Source organism: Vibrio sp. Isolate33, assembly GCF_022397895.1.
In the GTDB taxonomy this organism is placed as follows: Bacteria; Pseudomonadota; Gammaproteobacteria; order Enterobacterales; family Vibrionaceae; genus Vibrio; species Vibrio pomeroyi.
This window is the reverse complement of record NZ_JAKEUP010000023.1, coordinates 44,553-66,785: the sequence shown is the minus strand read 5'-3', so window position 1 is coordinate 66,785 and position 22,233 is coordinate 44,553. Positions and strand designations below refer to the sequence as shown.

General features: G+C 44.6%; 19 protein-coding genes. 11 read left to right on the top strand and 8 right to left on the bottom strand.

Translation table 11 applies throughout. The features are described from left to right. Positions 1–237: 237 nt before the first annotated feature. Positions 238–1,434 carry an NO-inducible flavohemoprotein gene (gene hmpA, locus L1D37_RS21770; protein WP_239849160.1) on the bottom strand — a complete coding sequence of 399 codons (1,197 nt, stop codon included), beginning with the start codon at positions 1,432–1,434 and terminating at the stop codon, positions 238–240. A 370-nt stretch (positions 1,435–1,804) separates the two neighbouring features. Here hmpA and norR point away from each other — a divergent pair, with 370 nt between their 5' ends. Then, positions 1,805–3,397, top strand: coding sequence for a nitric oxide reductase transcriptional regulator NorR (norR, locus tag L1D37_RS21765; protein WP_176679568.1), 1,593 nt, complete (start codon positions 1,805–1,807; stop codon positions 3,395–3,397). An 89-nt stretch (positions 3,398–3,486) separates the two neighbouring features. Further along, positions 3,487–3,846 carry a glutaredoxin gene (locus tag L1D37_RS21760; protein ID WP_239831204.1) on the top strand — a complete coding sequence of 120 codons (360 nt, stop codon included), beginning with the start codon at positions 3,487–3,489 and terminating at the stop codon, positions 3,844–3,846. A 105-nt stretch (positions 3,847–3,951) separates the two neighbouring features. Here the strand turns inward: L1D37_RS21760 and L1D37_RS21755 are convergent, their stop codons facing one another. Then, positions 3,952–4,587, bottom strand: coding sequence for an OmpA family protein (locus L1D37_RS21755; protein WP_239831203.1), 636 nt, complete (start codon positions 4,585–4,587; stop codon positions 3,952–3,954). A 269-nt stretch (positions 4,588–4,856) separates the two neighbouring features. Between L1D37_RS21755 and L1D37_RS21750 the strand changes: the two genes are divergently transcribed. The 6 genes from L1D37_RS21750 (at position 4,857) to L1D37_RS21725 (ending at position 10,521) form a co-directional block, all read left to right on the top strand. Then, entirely contained in the window at positions 4,857–5,483 is a 627-nt protein-coding gene (locus tag L1D37_RS21750) for a thioredoxin domain-containing protein (protein ID WP_017631826.1), read from the top strand. Positions 5,484–5,559: 76 nt separating this feature from the next. Next, positions 5,560–6,033, top strand: a complete 474-nt coding sequence (locus L1D37_RS21745) for an FKBP-type peptidyl-prolyl cis-trans isomerase (RefSeq protein WP_176679566.1) — start codon at positions 5,560–5,562, stop codon at positions 6,031–6,033. 202 nt (positions 6,034–6,235) lie between these two features. Further along, positions 6,236–6,829, top strand: coding sequence for a TetR/AcrR family transcriptional regulator (locus L1D37_RS21740; RefSeq protein WP_239849159.1), 594 nt, complete (start codon positions 6,236–6,238; stop codon positions 6,827–6,829). A gap of 181 nt (positions 6,830–7,010) precedes the next feature. Continuing rightward, positions 7,011–8,042 carry an NADP-dependent oxidoreductase gene (locus L1D37_RS21735; protein WP_239849158.1) on the top strand — a complete coding sequence of 344 codons (1,032 nt, stop codon included), beginning with the start codon at positions 7,011–7,013 and terminating at the stop codon, positions 8,040–8,042. Between the two features lie 24 nt (positions 8,043–8,066). Continuing rightward, entirely contained in the window at positions 8,067–8,687 is a 621-nt protein-coding gene (locus L1D37_RS21730; RefSeq protein WP_239849157.1) for a glutathione S-transferase, read from the top strand. A 151-nt stretch (positions 8,688–8,838) separates the two neighbouring features. After that, entirely contained in the window at positions 8,839–10,521 is a 1,683-nt protein-coding gene (locus L1D37_RS21725) for an RluA family pseudouridine synthase (protein ID WP_239849156.1), read from the top strand. 95 nt (positions 10,522–10,616) lie between these two features. On the opposite strand, the gene L1D37_RS21720 is transcribed toward L1D37_RS21725, so the two are convergent. Then, positions 10,617–10,976, bottom strand: coding sequence for a DoxX family protein (locus tag L1D37_RS21720; RefSeq protein WP_239849155.1), 360 nt, complete (start codon positions 10,974–10,976; stop codon positions 10,617–10,619). 129 nt (positions 10,977–11,105) lie between these two features. Here L1D37_RS21720 and L1D37_RS21715 point away from each other — a divergent pair, with 129 nt between their 5' ends. Beyond that, on the top strand, positions 11,106–12,002 hold the full coding sequence (locus L1D37_RS21715; RefSeq protein WP_239849154.1) for a LysR family transcriptional regulator: 897 nt from the start codon (positions 11,106–11,108) through the stop codon (positions 12,000–12,002). Between the two features lie 54 nt (positions 12,003–12,056). Here the strand turns inward: L1D37_RS21715 and L1D37_RS21710 are convergent, their stop codons facing one another. The 3 genes from L1D37_RS21710 to L1D37_RS21700 all read right to left on the bottom strand — a co-directional run bounded on the left by L1D37_RS21710 (position 12,057) and on the right by L1D37_RS21700 (position 14,469). Then, positions 12,057–12,350 (bottom strand): YkgJ family cysteine cluster protein, encoded by a 294-nt coding sequence (locus L1D37_RS21710; protein ID WP_123300761.1) that lies wholly within the window; start codon positions 12,348–12,350, stop codon positions 12,057–12,059. 165 nt (positions 12,351–12,515) lie between these two features. Continuing rightward, on the bottom strand, positions 12,516–13,700 hold the full coding sequence (locus tag L1D37_RS21705; protein ID WP_239849153.1) for a D-alanyl-D-alanine carboxypeptidase family protein: 1,185 nt from the start codon (positions 13,698–13,700) through the stop codon (positions 12,516–12,518). Positions 13,701–13,872: 172 nt separating this feature from the next. Continuing rightward, positions 13,873–14,469, bottom strand: coding sequence for a DUF4136 domain-containing protein (locus L1D37_RS21700; RefSeq protein WP_239849152.1), 597 nt, complete (start codon positions 14,467–14,469; stop codon positions 13,873–13,875). 268 nt (positions 14,470–14,737) lie between these two features. On the opposite strand from L1D37_RS21700, the gene L1D37_RS21695 reads away from it, so the two are divergent. Continuing rightward, positions 14,738–14,992, top strand: coding sequence for a YgjV family protein (locus tag L1D37_RS21695; protein ID WP_017068159.1), 255 nt, complete (start codon positions 14,738–14,740; stop codon positions 14,990–14,992). Positions 14,993–15,153: 161 nt separating this feature from the next. Here the strand turns inward: L1D37_RS21695 and L1D37_RS21690 are convergent, their stop codons facing one another. Together L1D37_RS21690 and L1D37_RS21685 are read right to left on the bottom strand one after the other, a co-directional pair. After that, positions 15,154–16,617 carry a sensor domain-containing diguanylate cyclase gene (locus L1D37_RS21690; protein WP_239849151.1) on the bottom strand — a complete coding sequence of 488 codons (1,464 nt, stop codon included), beginning with the start codon at positions 16,615–16,617 and terminating at the stop codon, positions 15,154–15,156. Between the two features lie 373 nt (positions 16,618–16,990). Beyond that, positions 16,991–20,158, bottom strand: a complete 3,168-nt coding sequence (locus L1D37_RS21685) for a glycosyl hydrolase family 18 protein (protein ID WP_239849150.1) — start codon at positions 20,156–20,158, stop codon at positions 16,991–16,993. A 451-nt stretch (positions 20,159–20,609) separates the two neighbouring features. Between L1D37_RS21685 and L1D37_RS21680 the strand changes: the two genes are divergently transcribed. Beyond that, positions 20,610–22,196: a BCCT family transporter gene (locus L1D37_RS21680; RefSeq protein WP_239849149.1), complete on the top strand. Its 1,587-nt coding sequence runs from the start codon at positions 20,610–20,612 to the stop codon at positions 22,194–22,196. Positions 22,197–22,233 lie beyond the last annotated feature (37 nt).

Here is a 22,233-nt window from a genome sequence, read left to right as displayed (position 1 = left end):
ATAAGTCATTTCGCCTTTTTCAACTTGGGTTACGACTGACAATTTAAAGGCAAGAGAATAATCTCGTTGAGTACGTCTACTTGTTGTTTTCATGACACTCTCCAATTTCATGTTGGAAATGTGTCAACCATAGTTAGGACGGTACAACCAAATAAAAAAGGCCTCACACTGTGAGGCCTTTTGAATAGGCAAGGTTTTTAATAGATCGGGCGAGTGTTAATAGAACACCGAGAGATCTTAGAAGTTAGCGTGAGGGCCGAATACTTCGTAGTGAACGCGTGAACGGTCAACTTTCAATGCATCTAGCTGCTCTACGATGTTCTTCATGAAACCAACAGGGCCACAAATGTAGAAGTCGCTCTCTTCAAAGCCTTTAGTATCCGAGATAGACGCTAGATTCATTTGACCTTGATGCGTGTTTTCACATGCCGATTCGCCTTTATCCATGTACCACGTTTTTGCTTCCCAACCTTTGTCAGCAACAATGTCTTTCACACGAGTTGTGAAAGAGTGTTGGCCTACGTTTTCACAAGCGTGAAGGTAAAGTACTGGCTCGCTTTTCTCTTCAGTGTTTAGGAACTCAAGCATAGACTGCATTGGCGTTACACCAACACCTGCAGAGATCAGTGTTACTGGCTTGCTGCGCTCTTGGTACATGAAGTCACCCGCTGGCGCGTAAAGATTCACTTCATCACCGATAACAACGGTGTCATGAAGGTGGTTAGAAACCACACCTTGTGTTTCTTGACCGTGACCTTCGCGTTTCACAGAGATGCGGTATTGCTTACCGTTCGGCTTATCTGATAGCGAGTATTGACGAATTTCGCTGTATTGCGCACCTTCAGGTTTCACTTCGATACCGATGTATTGACCTGGTGTGTAATCCAGAACGTTACCGCCATCTTTTGGTTGAAGGATAAAGCTAGTTACTAGAGCTGATTCTTCAATCTTGTCTGCAATCACGAACGTACGTGCTGCTTCCCAGCCACCTACCGCTTGCTTACGCTGTAGGTAAAGCTCTGCTTCACGGTCGATGAATACTTGAGCTAAGAAAAGGTAAGCCGCTGTCCACGCCTCTTCGACTTCTGGAGTGAATGCTTCTGTTGCCAATTCACGCAGTGTTTCAATCAGGTGCAAACCAACAATTTGGTAGTGCTCTGGTTGAATGTTAAAGCTTGTGTGTTTCTGAGCAATACGTTCAACGGCAGTTGTTAACGCTGCTAGGTTTTCAATGTTCTTTGCATAAGCCGCGATAGCTTCAAACAGTGCTACGCCTTGGCGACCTGTTCTTTGGTGAGTCATATTGAAGATATCTTTCAACTCAGGGTTATGCGTGAACATACGTTGATAAAAATGCTGAGTTAAAGCCGGGCCTGCGCTCTCAAGTAGCGGGATAGTAGATTTGATGATTTCGATATGTGCGTTGTTAAGCATGAATTTACTCCGAACACTGAGTCTTATGACTTATATGTCATTTTGACTACTTGAAAAATTAAGATGACTTTTCGATTTTCTGAAACCTTAGTTATTTTTAGAAACTGAGTGATTTTGACTCGTTTTCGTTTCAAAAAAATCGCAAAACCTGATTAATGACACCTGATTGATTGAGGTCAAGAATACTCTTTTTAATCAGCGTTATAATCGGGCTTCGATGACTCTTTTGCACAATCGATGCCAAGTTTATCAATCCCCGTCATTACTGGTTTTATTCCCAAAACCCATCTTATAAAAATGTCAAAAAGACCTTTTTTTTAGGTCAATAAGACTCTATTATGTATATAAACACACAGAGTTAGAGTTTTTTATGCAAGATATCTCCGCATCTACCCTCATGGAAATGACCATTGGCCTTGCAAGTGGTGTGAACGATCAAGATCGTTTTAATCGCCTCATCGATGCCATTCGTAAAACCATTACGTGTGATTGTGTCGCGCTTTTAAGCCTTCAAGGTGACACACTAGTACCTATCGCAATGCAAGGGCTCAGTCGAGACACGTTCGGTCGTCGTTTCATCATTTCAGAGCACCCACGTTTTGCGGAGATATGTGCATCTCGCTCTCCTGTTCGTTTCGATTCTGATAGCTCACTCCCTGATCCTTTTGATGGCCTACTGATCGATCATGATGGCGATCTACCAATGCACGCTTGTATGGGCTTGCCTCTACTATTCGGCGATAAGCTATTAGGGATTCTGACGCTAGACAGCCTAAAACCGGATGTCTTCGCTAACATTCCAGCGCGTAACCTTGAAGTACTAGCAGCCATCGCAGCGTCAAGCATGCAAATGGCATTGACCTTTTCTCAGCTTGAACATCAAGCGAAGCAATCTAAGCAGCTATTAGAAGAGTTAAACGTTGAAGCGTGGGAGCGTGACGGCGGCGAGTTAATTGGTAACAGTGACACCATGGTCGCGCTAAAGAACGACATCGCTGTGGTAGCACCGTCTGAATTCAACATTCTGATCCACGGTGACACGGGTGTAGGTAAAGAGCTGGTGGCTCGTACTCTGCATCATCAATCACAGCGTAAACGTAACCCTTTGGTTTACGTGAACTGTGCTGCGATTCCTGAAAACCTTGTAGAAAGTGAACTGTTTGGTCACGTGCGTGGTGCATTTACTGGCGCAGACAAAAACCGTTTAGGTAAGTTTGCGTTGGCCGATGGCGGTACCCTATTCCTTGATGAAATTGGTGAGCTGCCGTTAGCTGCACAAAGTAAGTTACTGCGAGCGCTACAAAACAACGAAATTCAACCTGTTGGTCAAGACAACATTCAAACTATTGATGTGCGCGTATTGGCTGCAACCAACCGAGACTTAAAAAAAGAAGTGGAAGATGGCCGATTCAGAGCCGACTTATACCACCGATTGAGTGTGTACCCTATCGCGGTTCCTGCACTGAAAGATCGTGGTGACGATATCAGCTTGTTAGCGGGCTTCTTCCTAGAGCAAGCGCGCCGTAAGCTTGGTATCAACCAAGTGAAATTCCGTTCTGATGTGCTTGTATTCCTGAACCGCTATGGCTGGCCAGGTAACGTGCGTGAACTTGAGCATGTAATCAGCCGTTCGGCTTTGAAAGCACTGGCTCGCAGCACTAACAAGAACCTAGTGACGATTACCAAAGAAGATTGCGGCCCACTGGACCAAGATCAGCCAATCGCAACCACTCAAGCGAAGACGACTCCGCTATCAACACCAACCATCGATCTATCCGCAGGTTTACGTGGCGCAACAGACGATTTCCAACGCACCATCATCACTGAGGTGTTGGAAGATGCTAACTTTAACTGGGCACAAGCTGGTCGAGTTCTGAAAACAGACCGAGCAAACCTGACCCGACTATCGAAGCGTTTAGGGTTAAATGTGGCGAAGTCTCACACGATCGAACGGACAAAATAGATATTAGCGGTTTGTTGCGAGCATCTGACAAAACTTGTGTATATAATGCTGCAAATTGTAACGCTAATTTTAAATATGTAGAGAGAGTTATGAAGTTTATCCGTTGGTTCTTAGGTCGCGTCATTTTGCTATTGAATTTTGTTTTCAGCCCTCGTGGTGTGAAGCGTTCTCAAGAAGAACAAAGCCAAGTGAATGAGCAAGCAAAAACACACACGTTATACCAATTCGAAGCGTGCCCATTTTGTGTAAAAGTGCGCCGCGCGATGAAACGTCAATCGGTTCAGTTTGAACTTCGTGATGCAAAGAACAATGAACAACACCGTGCGGAGCTTGAAGCTGGCGGCGGTCGTGTGAAAGTGCCTTGCCTACGTATTGAAAAAGACGGCAAAACTGAGTGGATGTACGAGTCTTCAGATATCGTTGCTTACTTGGAAAAACAATTCGCATAAGCTCACAAGCTAAGCGAAAGCCAGATACAAAAAATCCCTCGAATGTGAGGGATTTTTTATGTCTGTTATTTGCATATTCTCGACTTGAGAACAAAAACGCTAAGGCTATTTGGCGACAATCAGCATCAGCTCTACACGGCGGTTACACGCCTTACCTTGTGCTGATGCATTGGTACAAGCCGGAACATACTCACCAAAACCGCGAGTATAAATCGAACGACTTGAAACATAGTTACTCTCTAATCGAGCTTTCACTTCTTTTGCCCGCTGCTCGGATAGAGGATCATTGATTCGATCTGTGCCTGTGTTATCGGTATGCCCTTCAATCACAACATCGATATCTTGGCGTTGAGATAAGTAACTGCCTAATGTGTCTAGCCATTGGTTGTAAGCAGGTTCAGGGAATGCAGAGCCTGTTTTAAAGTTCACATGTTGCTCAAGCTTTACCATCACATGATTGCCCGGTAGAACTTCAAAGTCGATACGGTTTTGTCTGAGGAAAACTTCTAGCGGATCATTGGTTGATACGCCTCGCCCATAATTGGTGGTAATGGTTGTTTGCTGACGAGAATTGCTCTGCATTGAGTAGCCACGATTGCTCGCGACATGTGTCGTTTGAACCACGCCCCACTCAGGGTGCATAAGATCGTAATCGGTTTGTGGCGCAGTCTCTAGCATATCACCACCAAGTAAATCCGTTGGTGACGTCGTTTCACACCCAGCCAAAGCTATGCTTAACATTATTGCTAAATATCTCATTACTTCACCAACCACTCATGCAGATAAACCATTCACTAATGTCTATATCGGCACCGAGAAAAAAACTTTAGACAAAAACTTTAGACAAAAGAGCCCGCATCAAAAAAAGTGCTTTTGATCACAGTTAACCGTCAACTAGCCTGTCTTCGTTAGCTAGTTCGAACTGTTTGCATTTATTTACCTTATAATTGTTTTCCAATTCCTACTAAATAGTTAGAATCTCACGACTTCTCAACGCTAGAGTAAACATTATGTTTAAACCATTTACTAAATTCATCACAGCAATCGCAGCCGTACTGATTATCGCCGGTTGTAGTGAAACAGACGAGCCACAAAAAGGCGTTCAATACGAAGCGCTTCCTACTGCTCTAACAGAATTTAACCTGTCTCCGATCACTGAAATCTTCTCTCTTAACTGTGGTCACTGCCGTCAAATGGAAAGTGCAATTCCAGAGATTGAGTCGCTTACAGACCAAACTATTGGCAAGATGCACGTAACATTCAATGAAAGTGCTCAAATTAGCGCAATGATCTACTACACAGCAGTGATGCAGCTTGATGCGACACCTGACCATGCCTTCATGGACGACCTATTCGGTGCGGTTCAAATGGGTGCAGACGCGACTCCAGAGCAACGTCAACAAGCGCTAGAAACAGCATTCACTTCTCGCGGTCTGGTTAGCCCATACCAACTGAACAAAGAACAACAAGTTGCGCTTTTCGACTACGTTAAGAAAGCGGAAGAAGTTTCAGTAAAAGGTCAGATCAACTCAGTACCAACATTTATCATCAACGGTAAATACCAAGTGCTGACAGCCGGCCACCAAGATGTTGCTGGTATCGCGAAAACGATCAACTACCTTTTGACTCAACCATAATCACGGCATTAGCCAACTGATTAACACATTTTGTATTAACTACGAAATTCAGCACTCAATATAAATAGGTTTTACTATGTCTAAATTTGTCATCCCGGTCATTGTCTTTCTTTTGGCGGGTTTCATGATTTACCGTACTTGGACGAATCATAAGTCTGGTGCAGAGAACTTCGAACAAGGTCAACAGTTCCTTATCGAGAACGGCGCTAAAGAAGGTGTTGTCACGACTGAAAGCGGCCTACAGTACCTAGTTCTTGAAGAAGGCACAGGTACAGAACACCCAACAAAGAACAGCAAAGTAACGGTTCACTACCACGGTACTTTGATTGACGGCACTGTTTTCGATAGCTCTGTTGAGCGCGGCGAGCCAATCTCATTTGCTCTTAAGCAAGTAATCAAAGGCTGGCAAGAAGGTTTGACTTACATGGTTGAAGGCCAAAAAGTTCGTCTGTTTATCCCAAGCCCATTGGCTTACGGTAAAGGCGGTTCAGGCCCTATCCCACCATCAGCAACACTGATTTTTGATGTTGAGTTAATCTCTATCCAATAATCGAATTGCTATAAAAAAGCTTCTAATTTAAGCCCCAACATGCACACCATGTTGGGGCTTTTTTATGTAGCTATATGTTTTAAAACGGTTTTAATTGAGAACTTGCTAAGCTATCGCTCAAAAACACAATCAACATCCAAGGCCAATCAAACGAAATTAGACCTACTAGACGACTGGTCTAATTTAAACTATAGTACCGACCATGAACGAAAAAACGAACGACACACGCCTGCATATTTTAAATGTTGGCTATCAATTAATAGTGAACAACGGCTTCAATGGCGTTGGCTTATCACAATTGCTTAAAGGAGCGGACGTACCGAAAGGTTCGTTTTACCACTACTTTAAATCGAAAGAGCAATTTGGTGAGGCGCTAATTCAGCACTATTTTGAAAACTACATCACTAAGATTGAATCCATTTTGGTACACGGCGAAGGCAACCATTATCAACGAATTCTGGGTTACTTTTCACTGTGGGCAAAGACTGAAAATGGCACCTGTAACGCACATAAATGTTTAGTGGTTAAGCTCAGCGCTGAAGTCTCTGATCTTTCTGATCCTATGCGCCAAGCTCTGCTCAAAGGAGCCGAAAAAGTCACTCAAACGATACAGCACTGTGTTGCTGGTGGTGTGGATGATGGCTCTATCAAAGTAGAGAACAGCCAAGAAGTTGCTCAGAACCTATACTCAATGTGGTTAGGCGCCAGCTTATTAAGTAAGTTAAGCCAAAACCCACAGAGCTTAAAATCGGCATTAAGCCTTACCGAACAAATTTTAAAAGGTGAAAGCCACTAACGCGCACCGCGCCTTATTCGCTCTTTTTTGCTTCACCTCGCTTTGAATTGCTTTAACTTGCTGTAACTTAAAAGAAATCACCCGCCCTCTTATCAATTTGATGACGGCGGGATTTTTAGACAACAAGACTAGACGACTGGTCTAATTCTAAATGAACACAATATAAAATTAAGGACATCCAATGACTCAACAAGACAATCGCCGCATCGTATTGGCTTCTCGCCCAGTTGGCGCACCGACTCAAGATAACTTCCGCTTAGAGACAGTGGCTGCACCAACAATTAATGACGGCGAGATGTTACTTCGCTCGGTTTACCTATCTCTTGATCCTTACATGCGTGGCCGAATGAGCGATGCGAAATCTTACGCAGACCCAGTTGCTATTGATGATGTGATGGTTGGTGCAACCGTGTGTCAGGTTGAAGCGTCAAACAACAGCGATTTTGAAGTTGGCGAATGGGTATTGGCGTACACAGGTTGGCAAGATTATGGTGTTTCTGACGGTGAAGGTCTTATCAAGCTAGGTAAAGAGCCAAGCCACCCTTCTTACGCACTAGGCATCATGGGTATGCCAGGCTTTACCGCTTACATGGGTTTATTAGATATCGGCCAACCGAAAGAAGGCGACACGTTAGTTGTGGCAGCGGCGACAGGCCCTGTAGGCGCAACTGTTGGACAAATCGGTAAACTGAAAGGCTGTCGCGTCATTGGCGTAGCTGGCGGTCAAGAGAAATGCCAGTACGCAAAAGAGGTTCTTGGGTTTGATGAATGTATCGACCACAAGGCAGACGACTTCGCAGAACAACTGGCGAAAGCGTGTGACAACGGCATCGATGTTTACTTTGAAAACGTTGGCGGCAAGGTGTTCGATGCAGTAATACCGCTTCTAAACACAGGCGCTCGTATCCCTGTTTGCGGCCTTATCTCTCAATACAACGCGACATCACTTCCTGAAGGTCCAGATCGCATGTCTAGCCTTATGGGCACTCTTCTAGTTAAGCGAATTAAGATGCAAGGCTTCATCATCTTTGATGACTACGCACACCGTTACAACGAGTTTGCAACTCAAATGACCGAATGGCTGTCTCAAGGAAAAATGCACTACCGCGAGCACCTAATTGAAGGTCTAAACGAAGCACCACAAGCCTTCATGGGTCTGTTAGAAGGTCAGAACTTCGGCAAACTTGTTATCAAAACTAACGAACCGGAATAGCTCAAAGATAGAATAGGCAGAATTATGATTACTTTACATCACCTAAATAAATCGCGTTCAAAGCGCATCATCTGGCTACTGGAAGAGCTTGGTGTCGATTATCAAATCAAACCTTACCAACGAGACAGTGTCACGTTTTTAGCACCACCAGAACTGAAGTCTGTTCACCCTCTTGGTAAATCTCCCGTCATTGAAGACGATGGCGTCGTGATCAGTGAATCTGGCGCAATTACTGAGTACCTTATCGACAAGTTTGGCCAAGGTAAATTTGCACCGGAACGCGGTACAACTGAGTACGTTGAATATTCACAGTGGTTACACTTCGCTGAAAGCTCGGGCATTTTGCCTATGTTGCTTAAGATTTTCGTGATGAAAGACGGCTGCGAGACAAACTTCCTCGGTGGTTACGCAGACGACGAAAATCAAAAGATCTTAACCTTCGTTAACGAAGCACTTGAAGGCAAAACCTATCTTGTAGGCGAAACACTCACTGGTGCCGATTTCATGATGTCGTTCATCGTAGAAATTGTGGGTAACTTTGGCGCGACTGCGCTCTACCCTAACATTGCTAAATACGGTGATCTTTTGGCAAGTCACCCTGCTTACAAAAAAGCGGAGCAACTAGAATTAGAACACTCTAACTAATCAAGATTTGTTCCATTCAATGTTCCCATAGCATGAACATAACAATCTAAATGAAGCCAAAGCCGATTTATCTTTCGCTTTGGCTTCTCATTTGCCTTCATTTCGACAACAATATCGGGTTCTAACCGAATACCCATAGAGTTTGATCTTCATGTCAGCAAACCTTGCTCAATACACACCACTGCGCACGTTAAACCAAACAGCTAGTCACGACTTATCACTGCCAGAGCGTTTTACATTCCCGTATTACTATACTCCGCACCCTTTGTGTAAATTAGCGATGCAGCAGCTTCAACAGTCTCTGCTTGACTGTGGTGTGAATGAAACATCGCAAGGAAGCCTCTATGCCGTTCTTCTGGTTCAACATCCTCAAACTCAAGAGTTGGGCTACCTTTCTGCGTTTTCAGGTTTGCAGCTAGATTCGTCTTTGGAACCTCAGCTATCGAGTATCGCCTTCGTTCCTTCTGCTTTTGATAAGCAGCAGTTTCAGGTTCTGAACACGCAAGGCTTAGCCCAAAAAACAACATTAGCTAACGACATTGCGAACCTAGAGAAAACTCACAACCTAGATGAACTGACATCAACGCTGAGCGAACTTAAAAACGACGCGAGTAAAGCAATCGAAACCTTTCAGCTCACTATGGCTGCCAACAAAGCACAACGTAATGAGCTTAGAGAGCAAGCTAATCAAGAGAAAGAACTAGGTAACCTAGAGTCTGCAGCTCATCTGCTGAAACAATTGGGTAATCAAAGCAGCCAAGAGAAGCGCGACCTAAAAGCACTCCGAATTGAGTGGAAACAGAAGATCGCAGAACGTCAGTCACGAGTTAATGCCATAGAAAGCGATCTCAAAAGCCGCAAACAAGACTACCAAACAATTTCTGCTGAATTAGAAACGCAGCGTTTGTCTCATTATCGCTTTATCAACCAAGCAGCAGAGCCAAAGAGCCTGCTTGAATTATTAGATGGCAAAGACGCACTAGACGGTTCAGGTGACTGCTGTCTACCCAAGCTGCTTAACTTTGCCTTTGAGCACGGCTTTAAACCATTAGCTTTATCTGAGTTTTGGTGGGGGGTCCCGCCAACGGATATCATTCGACAACACGGAAACCTTTACCCTGTTTGCCAGAGCAAAAGCTTCGAGATCCTCGACCACCAGCTAAGCGGCATTAAGTTAGAAGATAATCCGCTTATCGTAAACCCTGCGGTGGGTAAGTCGTTTGATATTGTGTATGAAGATGACGAGATCGTGGTCGTGAACAAGCCTGAAGAGTTCTTGTCGGTTCCGGGCAAGTTCATTGAAGACTCGGTTTACACTCGTATTAAAGCACGCTACCCAGACGCCACTGGCCCGTTGATTATCCATAGATTAGACATGTCGACGTCTGGATTATTGATCTTGGCGCTGACAGCTGAGTCCAACAAACATATACAGAAACAGTTCATCGATAGAACCGTCGAGAAGCGTTACACGGCACTGCTTGATGGTGAAATCCACGGTGATTCTGGCGATATTTGCTTGCCGCTACGCGGCGACATTAGCGACAGACCAAGACAGCTAGTTTGCCATGAACATGGGCGTAACGCTGAAACGCATTGGCATGCCGTCAGCACCAACAACGGTAAAACAAAAGTTCACTTGTACCCTAAAACAGGCCGAACCCACCAGCTGCGTGTTCACTGTGCTCATCCACAAGGGCTTAGCGTACCGATTCGTGGAGATGACCTTTATGGCTACAAACGCGAACGTCTGCACCTTCATGCGGGCTACCTTAAACTGGTTCACCCAACAACCGGAGAATGGATGGAGTTTGAAGTACCTTCTGAATTCTAAATCTACTTTGTCGCGTAGGGCTTTCGAGCCCTACTCTTCTGATATAACCTGCAAGTAAGCTTTCGATACGCTACATAGAACTTAATACCAAATCATTAGTACCAGATACCGAATACTAGAAAGCTTGAACACAACAAGGTGACTATTGCTGGAATACCGTCTTTCCAAGTATCAAATCTTAAGTGGAAGTAAAGTGCTCCTAACGAAGTAGCCCCCAGTATTACACCGCCCATCACTTGAGTCTGTTCTGGTGAGATATCACATAAAGCTAGAATCAAAAGAGCCGCTCCTGTCAGTTCGATCAAACCCACCAGAAACATAATCATTCTATTCAAGCCATAACTTTTAAAGAAACCAAGCTGGATTTCAAATACCTTCTTTTGCCAACCAAGTGTTTTAATCGAACTCGCCAACACAAAGAACGCCACCATCAAAATGCTGATTGCTGTACCCATCTCGCTACCTCTATAAGAATCACATTAATTTCAACGATGCTATTCAAGCATTCATAATTGAGGTGATAAATGCTAGCTTTAGGATAGTTAAGATTCCAAATTGGAATAGATAAACCAAAGGCGAGTAAGATGGACAAGATCGAATGTATTCGCATCTTTGTGGAAACCGCGCAACTGAATAGCTTCACTGCAACGGCCAACAAGTTAGACGTGACACAAAGTGCAGTGAGCAAGAAGATAGCGTGGTTGGAGAGTGACTTAGGGATCACTTTGTTTCAACGAAACAGCCGAAAAATCTCCCTCACTCATGCAGGAAAAGACTACCTCACCTATTGCTCCCGTTTACTCGAAGAGATGTCTACCATAGAAAGCAAACTCAAGCGTGAGACTGAATCCGTAGAAGGCGAGATTAAAATCTCAGCACCAAGTGCCTTTTCTACAATGTTATTGAGCGAACCACTTCAAGCCTTTATTGAGCGACATCCAGGTATCCGTGTAAACCTCAGTGTCGACGACCGCATTGTAAACCTGAATGACCACAACATTGATATTGCTATCCGAGCATCACAACTCAAAGACTCAGGGTTAAAGGCTCGCTTCTTGTTCAACAATAAAGTCCAATACGTTGCATCACCGAATTACCTAAGTAAGTACGGGAAACCTGAACACCCACAAGATCTGAGCCAACATCATTGCTTAACCTATTCTTTGATGAATCCGGCAAGCGAATGGCGTTTCACCGATAAAGATCACCAAAGCACCAGCGTGAAAGTAAACCAGATTTTCACGTCAGACAGCCCAGAAATGCTGCTGACTATGGCTCGACAAGGTTTAGGCGTGGTTGCGTTACCGGATTGGATGAGTAACGAGTTTGTTGAGAAAGGAGAATTAACGCCGTTATTGGAAGGTTGGAATAACGACTGCTTGCCGATGTACGCGGTGTACCATGCAAGTGATTATTTGCCTCAGCGAATTCGTGTATTTATCGATTTTCTCGCAGATTGCTTGAGCTCCACTGATAATTAGAGCTCTACGAACAATAGAGCTCAGGTAATAGTTAATACATTACTTTGGTGACGCTTAACCCATCACATCTTTGCGCTGGTCAACGCATTCGAAAGAGCCCATTTCGAACTCACGGCAAATCCATGGTCGATTTTCGTAGATGGTACACATCAGTGTTTCCCTATCTACCGCAGAGCACCAACCATCATCTAGACGTTTCATGGTTTCACCGCCCCATTCGTCGTAAGCGATATGCTCTTCTGGAACGCCAGTGTCTGTGATGATCATAACCTCTAAACGACAACAGCACGCCTGACAATTGGCACAAGTTACTTCAGGTTCGGTGATGTTCTTTATATCTATGGTCATAAGTGACTACACTGCTAAATTTTGCGTATAGTAATCGAAACCGCTCGCTACGGCTAATAAAGAAAGCTAACAATACTGTTTTCATACGGGCAAAAATAGAAACGGGCGTTGTGATTGACTCACAACGCCCGTTAGATTTTTCATTTAGCTAGATAGAAGCTCTATCTAGAATAGACTCGCAAAGAACAACTTAACGTAATCCATTAAACGCTTGAACAACCCGCCCTGCTCGACCGCTTCAAGCGCAATCAAAGGTTGAGTTTGAACATCTTCGCCATCGACTGTGTAGTGAACCACACCTAAAGTTTGCCCTTCGGCAATCGGCGCTTTCAGTTCAGAGTTCAACTCGATAGACGCGGTCAGCTTTTTGCTGTCTGACTTAGGCAGCGTAATAAACGTATCTTCCGCAACACCAAGCTTCAATGTGTCTTGATCACCAAACCACACCTTCTCTTCTGCTACTTGGTCGCCACCTTGATGCGGGTTTAGCGTATCGAAGAAGCGGAAGCCGTAGCTCAATAGCTGTTTACTGTCTGACTCACGGCTCTTAACGCTCGATGCGCCCATAACCACTGCGATAAGTCTCATTTCACCCTGTGTCGCTGAGCTTGCTAAACTGTAACCTGCGCCGGATGTGTAGCCTGTCTTCATGCCATCAACGGTTAAGCTTCTATCACGAAGCAAGCCATTACGGTTGTGTTGTGTGATGCCGTTATAGCTAAAAGAACGTTCGCTGTATAAGCCGTACACATCAGGAAGGTCTTTAATAATCGCTCGGCCAAGCAGCGCGATATCATAAGGCGTTGAATATAAATCTTCGGCGTCTAGGCCGTGTGCGTTAGCGAAATGGGTATTTTCCAATTTCAGAGAAGTCGCCCAAGAGTTCATCAAATCAACGAAAGCATCTTGTGAACCCGCTACGTGCTCGGCAATCGCAACACTGGCATCGTTGCCCGATTGAATGATCAAACCACGATACAGGTCCATCATCGCCACATCGGTATTCACTTCAATGAACATCTTTGAAGAGTCCGGGAAGTTCTTCGCCCATGCGTTTTCACTGATACGAACTTGGTCGTCAGCAGAGATGTTGCCTCGCTTCATCTCTTGGCCAGCAACATAGCTGGTCATCAGCTTGGTTAAGCTTGCTGGGTTTAACTTAGTGTGTGCATTGTTTTCGACAAGCACATCACCAGAATTAAAGTCGATTAACACATACCCTTTCGCACCTAAGCTAGGTGGCGTCGGTACGATAGAAGGTGCTGCGATGGCGGCATTACTAACCATCGCGGCGTTACTTACAATGAATATACTTAATATAGGGAGAGAGTATTTGGAGAACAGTTTCATTGAATCAAACCTAAGTTAACGTTTTGTCCAGTATAGACAAATGTTAGCAAAAGAAGCGCGAACTTTACGTTGCTTTACGCAAACGTACCTTTAGTTACAAATAAAAAAGTATAATCTGCGATCTGTCCGTTTTTTAGACAGATAATATTGACTCAATGAATATATTTAATACTTAGTTTAAGCGCTCGGGCATGCGTCTAAATAGCATCTCAACAAAGCCTGAAATGCGTTGTTTGCTTTCGCCAGATTCCAGTTGTGGTTGAATACCAGATTGCGCTAGTGCTCGCCATTGAATCATTTCTGAATTTGGTACTGAAAACACGATATACAGAGATCCTTTTTCAGCCAATTTACCTTTGCCATCATAGAAAGGTACGCCGGTAGAAAGCTGAACCGCATCAAAAATCGAATTGTCATTAAGTTCCGATTCTTCCGCAAGCCCGAAACCAACCACTACATCACCAATACTGCCGTCCTGTTCTAAACGGTATCCTTTCTCAGACAATTGCTCTTCAATTGCGTCACGTACCATATCGGTAACCAAGGTTTCATCGTATTTTTGAGAAAGATAGACCTGTTCCGACTGTGGGTGCCACGAGTATGTCGTCACACCATCTTTCATGAATTCGAAGTCACCGCTTGTCACTACACCATAGTCATGTGCTGCTGGTTGTTCTTGTGTGGTACAAGCCGTCAGTCCAACCGCCATCAAAGCCAACAGTGCCACTTTTTTTATGCTTTTTGTTGCACAAATGGATCGTTTTATCATTCGCGGAGTCCCTACCTATATAAGAATAACTATCAATTCAACCTCCAACATAATTAGTAATTATGTTAATAGAAAGGTCATTAAACGTTTGCGTAATCGCTAACCTTCACTTCTGCCAGTTTTGGGGGTTTAATCACAAAAACAGAGTTGGTATAGTCTACCCCGTTAAACAAAACCAGACCATTCGAGGCACGGAGCTTCCTCAATCATCTCATGAAGAGAAGAATTGGTACCGACAAAGTATCGGCAAATTTAAGAGGGTCAAACAATGGAATTCAATATGGTTGAAATTTTAGGTTACGCTGCGTCTATTATGGTCGCAATTTCATTAACAATGAAAGATATCGTTCGTCTGCGTGTCCTTAACTTTATCGGTTGTGCTCTCTTCACAGCTTACGGCATAATGATTGACGCATGGCCAGTTGCTGCAACCAACGGTTTTATCGCTTGTGTAAACATCTACTTCCTTGCAAAAATGCAAAAGGAAAAAAAAACGGAAGCGATGAAAGCAGCGAAAGCTTAAATTAGCGACTCGCATTTCAAAAAATTGTGAAAAAGCCCAAACGGTTCCTCTCGTTCTAGTAAGAACAGAAGCACAGTTTGGGCTTTTTTATGTCTGTCGTTTATCAATCGCTTGATCTGTCGTTTTAAAAGCTGCCTTCAAACGACCCCGTTGAAAGTGCATCAAGTATAAGCAATGCGATATTCGTTCTCTCGGTACATCTGAGTATTATTTCTGCCACTCTCTTTGGCTTGATATAGCGCTTTGTCGGCTTTTTCGATTGTGCCTTCTATCTGAAACAACACCTGAGCATAACAACACCCCGCACTCACCGTTACTGGTGACACCAAGCCTTGTATTTGTTCGACTCTGCGTCTTAACGCTTCTGACAATTCGAACAGCTGACGTTCATCACAGTCAAACGTCACCAGAATAAACTCTTCGCCACCATAACGAGCAATCAAGCGATGATCATTTGTAAACTGCTTCAAGGTTTTTGCGACGGCACAAATCACCCTATCGCCCTGCGCATGTCCGTGTAGGTCGTTCACTGATTTAAAGTGGTCAATATCTAATAGAATAACGCCAACACCTTGTAAGGGATAAGGCGAGTTATCCGATATTCTCAGCTTAATCTGCTCAATGAAACTGCGCCTACTGTGCAATCCAGTAAGATAATCAAGGCTCGCCACATCTAAGATCTTTAGGTGACGGTGCCGCAGGTAAAGGATCAGAACCACAATAATACTTAACAGGCTAACCACCAACGTCATTAAGCTTGCTAGCAATAAACTGTGGTTTTTGTTGAGCTCTTGTTCTAACACACCCGCTGAAATAACCCAGTTCAGGTATGGATAGAACTTATAGAAGATGTTTTTGCTTGTCGTGCCATCTTCCGTGGAGATTGAGTAGCTAAAGTGACCTTCAGGTTCAGCCACAACCTTATCGAGCAGCAACTCTGAAGAGTCTTCAATCAAGGCTTTTAAATGCTGGTGTTCAAAGTTAGGTTGAAGAACTAACTCACCCTGTAAATCAACGATATACACATAACCACTATCGCCATAAGAGTACTTTCTCAACTTGTCTTTAAGCGCTTCAAGATCAACCAGATACATCAGTTCATCTTTATAAGTGGTCGCCACCAATGTATTACCACTCGGAAGCCTCACTGAATATGCAACCTTCGCACGCTTACCGACTTCATGTGGATTGGCATGAGAATACTGAGTCATTCCAGACTTTGTACTCAGTTGTTGTTGGATATGGGTTAGGTGCGCACGATTTTGCCCTTGTAGAAACGGGTGATACAGATGAACACCTTGAGGCGACATTAGATAGATATAGCCAGACTCTCCAATCACTAATTCATTAGCAATTCGTATGACCTCGTCGACTTCTTGTTCTGGATTGACATACACGGTATGAGAAGCGACAGTATCAGTCACCCCTTTGAGATAGGTTTTTATCGCTTCATTGACGGTGGTGTCTACGATATCGTAGCTCGCGTTCACAATGGTACGAAAGAAGAACTGGTTGGATTCTAATAGTGAATCTTTCGTTCGGTTGAACTGAACAGCAGAAAGGATCAAAGAAACTACGGCCAGCACAATTGAAAAACTAAGAATGTATTTACGTCTGACTTTCAAAATGACCCCGTAGCTTTTTAATTTTAGGGAACGCTATTATTTTTGTGATAAGCAGACTGTTTTATATCATAGTTGTACTTTTTACTGAACGAGTGTCGATATTTTGAGAGATTTCTATACGCAATCTGTGACTTATAGCAAAACGCCGAACTGAATTCAGTTCGGCGTTTTGATTTTACGTTTGAGTTGTATGTTTAAATCACACTAAAGTACTGATAAATAGACTCAAAACCATTCGTATTTATTATCTTTTATCATTACCTTTAGCATTATTTAAGCTCAGTACACGATGTTTAAATGCGCTCTTACATTCACTTATCCAACAGTCGTGTACTGCACGGTTAACGTATTGGTTTAACCCATTTCGTCTTTATTAAGAACAAACCTGAGTCCAGCTACCGTCGCTACCCGGCTCAGAGCTTGTCCACCAGTTAGCTTGGTAAATACTACCGTTGTGAACCACTTGGTCACCCGTGTTTGCATGGCTTGGATTACCTGCCCAATCTTTCTGAGGTAGATCTGGGTAAACCGTTAAACCCGCAATGTCACATGTACCAGGGTTTGTGCCACCATCACCAGGATTACCACCACCAGAGCTGATATCACCTAATGGTAAATCGGGTTGCTCGAAGCTAAAGGCATAGTCGACGCCATTCACGCTCACTGCATAGTTTGCAGGGCCTGAAATTGGCAAGTAATACACCATATCTAGCTCATACACACCACCAGCAGGAAGATCTTCCCATGCAGGTAACGTGAACGCTACGCGGTGCATAGTACCGTCTAATCCACCGATGTTATCCGCACGAGTATGACCCGAAGCAATCACAGACAAACCACCGCCCGATTGATCTTTCGCGTTATCAGGAGCTGATACTGGGATATCGAATTGGAACTCAGTTCCGCCCGGAAGTGCTTGCCCTGTGTTGTTCGTGAACGTGATCTTAGGGTTAATTGGGTAGTTTTGGTCACCGACTTTGAAGCCACCAACCGATACCGAGATATCTAGCGCTTCTGTTGGGATAGCACCCGTCGCTACTTTGTTTCCATATGGGGTTGCAGACTTAAACTTATCGTAGATAGCTTTCGTCATTGTGTTACCCATGTGGAACTCACCGTTACCGCTGTTACATGCTTGCTCAGTGGTATCGATTGAAGTTCGGTTGCCGCTCGCATCGAGTACATAACAGTTATAATCCCCTGCTAGTTCCCAGAACATAATGCCGCCGATTTCTTTATCGATAACGTAGTCCGCTTTCACATCGATAGACTGCTTATCTTCTGTAGAAAGGAATACACCCTTCTCAGCATTCCACAACCAAGGTGCAACCGCTACGCTGTCGTAGTTACGCGTGTAAGTACCCGTTAAAACATCCGTTGGATCGTTGACAGGATCAAGCTTGTAAGCATCCGCATAAGAACCCCAAATACCTTTCTCTAGGTTCTTCGCGTGCCACATTGGGTTGGAACCCGCACCCATTTCGTTACCTTTCGGATCGGTATCATGCCACATGTTGTCGATACCAATTGCGCCATGACCACAGTTGTTCTTCTCGCCTTCGCCTGTACCCGCCGCACATTCAGATTGATTTGGTAGCGCAGCTCGGCCCCAAAGACCATTTTCGCCCCCCGTTACACCTTGCCAACCACGCGTGTAGTAAGGCACACCGATGTTAATACGACCTGCTGGCATAGAACCACGGAAGTAATGGTAAGCCCAATCCGTGTTCAGATAACCGATACCACCGTAAGCCGCAGTGCCATAAACATTCCACTGTGCTAGCTCTGAATCTTTACCTGTATCAAACAAGGCAGCGTTATGACCAACATGATCGTTCCACGCACCGTGAAGGTCGTAAGACATGATGTTTACGTAATCGAGATACTTGGTGACATCGAATGTTTCCATACCGCGCAATAGGTAACCAGAAGAAGGAGCCGCGATCGTTAACATGTAATGATTGCCATCTTCCGCAGACGCCACATCAAGCTTCTCACGCAACACTTTCATCAAGACTTGGTACGAAGCCCATAGGTACTGACGACGTGGTTCCATGAAGTCTTTGTCGTATGGGTTACCAGCACCCGCCATTGAGGTTGGGTATTCGTAATCGATATCCAGACCATCGAACTGGTATTTGCGAAGCATTTCAACCGCTGAAGTCGCGAATGTTTCGATGCCTTGATGGTTAATAGAACCGTCAGCATTTGTCGTCATGGTGTAGAAACCACCATCAGCAACTCGGCTTCCGTCTGTCGCGAAGTGACCGCCCGTTTCAGCCCAGCCACCGATTGAGATTAGAGTCTTAACACCGTGTTTTTTCTTCGCGGTTGCGAGTGCACCAAAGTGACCTTTAAAACCTAATGCAGGATCAACTTCCACGCCCGGCCACTCTTTACCGACAGCAGCATTATTCGGATCATTTACATCACCCACATTTACTTTGCCGTCTGAGCCGATGCTCACGAAAGCGTAGTTAATGTGTGTAAGTTGTTCCCAAGGGATGTCATTTACTAGGTAAGCGGCTTGTGGATCATCCCCTGCACGCCAACTGGTGAAGTAACCAATCACACGACGTGGGTGATCCGCACCCATCTTCTCACGGCCTTCATCATCGTAAATCGTACAGTAAGGGACATCGATGCCTTGCGTTTGATACAAGCCATCAGGTCGACAAGTGCTCACCGTTGGAGCGCCATTCACCGTCAAAGAGGCCAGTGTTGAATCCGCTGTTGCGCCTTGGTTGTCTGTCGCTTTCGCGTAAACCGCTAGAGAGCCTGCTTGAGTGGTTGTGTAATCTAGCGTGTATGGGCTTGTCGCTGCTGTACCCACAAGAGCACCCGCTACGTAGAAATCAACCTTATCAATTGTGCCATCGCTGTCTGCTGCCGTTGCTGTCAGTGTGACTACACCACCAACATCCACAGATGTTGCTGAAAGTGCCACTGAAACTGTCGGTGCCTCATTACCTGGTTGCGCTGAATCAACAGAAACAGAAACCGCACTTGCAACACTTGCTGCGCCTTCATTATCCGTTGCAACAACCGAAACTTGATGGTTACCAGACGTTGCTGCCCAAGCCGCTTCAAATGGTGCCGCTGTCACTACTGCAACCGAAGAACCATCGACAAAGAATTCTACCGAAGCGACACTGCCATCAGAGTCCAGTGCTGTTGCGCTAAGTACCACATTATCGCCTTCAACAATCACATCGGATGCGGTTGGCGCTGTTAACGAGGCTGTTGGCGCTTCATTTGGTGTACCGCCGCCTCCATTACCGCTACACACATCCAGTTTTTTCCATTGTGCGTAATCACCTTCAAATTGGCTCGGGTTGTTATTTTGATTCCAGTAATTCGCTGAGTACGCGCTGCCGTCATGTGAAACCTGATCACCACCGGTGTAAACCGTGGCTGAGTCCCACGTTTCTAACGTTGAACAATCAACAGCCGCATAACTGTTGAACGCCATTAAGCATGACGCGGTGAGAGTACTGAGTGTAAAAACCTTCTTGGCCACTCTTCCTTGGTTTAGGTGCATGTTAGCTATCCCTTAAGTTGTTGTTTCAAGATGTTTAATCTAAATGGCATTTTCCTCACCACTTAAATCTCTTCGCAAAACAACTGTAGGTAACAGCGCCAATTAAACACCTAAAATATTCAGTATTTATAAAATGACTCGCATTAATTTGTTTATAGCATGCAATGAGTCGACACTTATTTTGCACCAACAACTAATATTAATTTATTTCGGAAAGCTAAAAAATAATGTCTCAAAAATCGGAAATGTGATTCAGGTTTGAGAAAAAAATTCGCATTAAATCTAACCAAAAAGTAGAGATTTATAGGCGATTTGATGTTCTTTTTAGAATTCGCCCACTTTTTGATAACAAATGTGTTAGTATCGGCGGCTTTTTTGACGAACCTCACATTTCTATGCAAGTGTGGGAGAAATACATAGGCTTGAAAGAGCCAAATATAGCGAAGAAATAATGTCCAACTTGACGCAAGTCGCCAACGAAAACATCAACGCAGAATCTACTTCTATCGATTTCAATAAAGCTCAATCTTTGGGTGAAAAACTGGAACTCGGAAACCCAGTCTTTTGGCTTAGTGGCAGTTTTTTAACCCTCTTTGTCATCCTCGCTTTCACCAACACCTCCGTGTTGTCCGAACTTGTTAACATCGGCTTTAGTTACTCAACTAAGTGGTTCGGTGCTTTCTGGCAAGTCCTATTACTACTCAACTTCATCATCGGCTTAGTGCTTGCACTAGGACGCACAGGCCACGTTCGTTTAGGAACGCTTGCTCTCCCTGAAATGAGCACCTTTAAATGGATGTCTATCGTCCTATGTACGCTGCTAGCTGGCGGCGGTGTGTTTTGGGCAGCAGCAGAGCCTATTGCTCACTTTGTTTCAGCTCCGCCACTGTATGGCAACGCAGATCCTCAAGCGATGGCGTTTAACGCTCTATCACAATCTTTCATGCACTGGGGTTTCCTTGCATGGGCAATCTTAGGTGGTTTGTCTTCTATCGTGTTAATGCATCTGCATTACGACAAAGGCCTTCCTCTTAAGCCTCGCACTCTGCTTTACCCAGTACTTGGCGACAAGGCAATCAACAGCTGGGTGGGTAACGTAGTCGACGCATGCAGCATTGTTGCTGTAGCCGCAGGTACTATCGGCCCTATCGGTTTCCTTGGTCTACAAATCAGCTACGCATTGAGCGAACTGTTTGGTATTTCAGACAGCTTTGCAACTCAAAGCGTGGTTATCCTGTTTGCCATCGCAATGTACACATTGTCTGCATTAAGTGGTGTGAACAAGGGCATCCAACTGGTTAGCCGTTACAACATCATCTTGTCTGTGTGCCTAATTGGCTACATCCTTCTAGTAGGCCCAACGAGCTTCATCGTTGACGGTTACCTACAAGGCATGGGCGAAATGGTTGATAACTTCATCCCAATGGCGCTTTACCGCCAAGATACGGCGTGGCTAGGTGGCTGGACGGTATTCTTCTGGGGCTGGTTCTTAGGCTATGGTCCGATGATGGCAATCTTTATTGCTCGTATCTCACGTGGCCGTACCATTCGCCAAATGATCGTTTCTATTAGCATCGTTGCACCACTTGTGACGTGTTTCTGGTTCAGCATCGTCGGTGGTAGTGGTTTGGCGTTTGAATTAGAAAATCCAGGTGTGATTTCTAGCGCGTTCGAAGGGTTCAACCTTCCAGCTGTTCTTCTAGCAATTACTGCGCAACTGCCGTTTCCTACTTTGATTGCGATTCTGTTCCTTATCCTGACGACCACGTTCATCGTGACGACAGGTGACTCAATGACTTACACAATCAGTGTAGTAATGACGGGCACAACAGAGCCGAATGCAGCAGTACGTACCTTCTGGGGTATCATCATGGGTGCGGTAGCTATTGCACTTATCTCGATGGGCTCTGGTGGCATCTCTGCGCTACAGTCATTCATTGTGATTACAGCCGTTCCTGTATCCTTCATCTTGCTGCCGTGTTTATGGCACGCGCCGAAGATCGCGAAGCAGATGGCAAGAGATCAAGGCATCGCTTAATACCTAACCCGATTTAGTTTGGGTTAGCGTATAAAAC

Excerpts from the sequence above, each read along its gene's own strand:
- hmpA (WP_239849160.1), bottom strand. The coding sequence starts at position 1,434 with ATGCTTAACAACGCACATATCGAAATCATCAAATCTACTATCCCGCTA.
- norR (WP_176679568.1), top strand. The coding sequence starts at position 1,805 with ATGCAAGATATCTCCGCATCTACCCTCATGGAAATGACCATTGGCCTT.
- L1D37_RS21760 (WP_239831204.1), top strand. The coding sequence starts at position 3,487 with ATGAAGTTTATCCGTTGGTTCTTAGGTCGCGTCATTTTGCTATTGAAT.
- L1D37_RS21755 (WP_239831203.1), bottom strand. The coding sequence starts at position 4,587 with ATGTTAAGCATAGCTTTGGCTGGGTGTGAAACGACGTCACCAACGGAT.
- L1D37_RS21750 (WP_017631826.1), top strand. The coding sequence starts at position 4,857 with ATGTTTAAACCATTTACTAAATTCATCACAGCAATCGCAGCCGTACTG.
- L1D37_RS21745 (WP_176679566.1), top strand. The coding sequence starts at position 5,560 with ATGTCTAAATTTGTCATCCCGGTCATTGTCTTTCTTTTGGCGGGTTTC.
- L1D37_RS21740 (WP_239849159.1), top strand. The coding sequence starts at position 6,236 with ATGAACGAAAAAACGAACGACACACGCCTGCATATTTTAAATGTTGGC.
- L1D37_RS21735 (WP_239849158.1), top strand. The coding sequence starts at position 7,011 with ATGACTCAACAAGACAATCGCCGCATCGTATTGGCTTCTCGCCCAGTT.
- L1D37_RS21730 (WP_239849157.1), top strand. The coding sequence starts at position 8,067 with ATGATTACTTTACATCACCTAAATAAATCGCGTTCAAAGCGCATCATC.
- L1D37_RS21725 (WP_239849156.1), top strand. The coding sequence starts at position 8,839 with ATGTCAGCAAACCTTGCTCAATACACACCACTGCGCACGTTAAACCAA.
- L1D37_RS21720 (WP_239849155.1), bottom strand. The coding sequence starts at position 10,976 with ATGGGTACAGCAATCAGCATTTTGATGGTGGCGTTCTTTGTGTTGGCG.
- L1D37_RS21715 (WP_239849154.1), top strand. The coding sequence starts at position 11,106 with ATGGACAAGATCGAATGTATTCGCATCTTTGTGGAAACCGCGCAACTG.
- L1D37_RS21710 (WP_123300761.1), bottom strand. The coding sequence starts at position 12,350 with ATGACCATAGATATAAAGAACATCACCGAACCTGAAGTAACTTGTGCC.
- L1D37_RS21705 (WP_239849153.1), bottom strand. The coding sequence starts at position 13,700 with ATGAAACTGTTCTCCAAATACTCTCTCCCTATATTAAGTATATTCATT.
- L1D37_RS21700 (WP_239849152.1), bottom strand. The coding sequence starts at position 14,469 with ATGATAAAACGATCCATTTGTGCAACAAAAAGCATAAAAAAAGTGGCA.
- L1D37_RS21695 (WP_017068159.1), top strand. The coding sequence starts at position 14,738 with ATGGAATTCAATATGGTTGAAATTTTAGGTTACGCTGCGTCTATTATG.
- L1D37_RS21685 (WP_239849150.1), bottom strand. The coding sequence starts at position 20,158 with ATGCACCTAAACCAAGGAAGAGTGGCCAAGAAGGTTTTTACACTCAGT.
- L1D37_RS21680 (WP_239849149.1), top strand. The coding sequence starts at position 20,610 with ATGTCCAACTTGACGCAAGTCGCCAACGAAAACATCAACGCAGAATCT.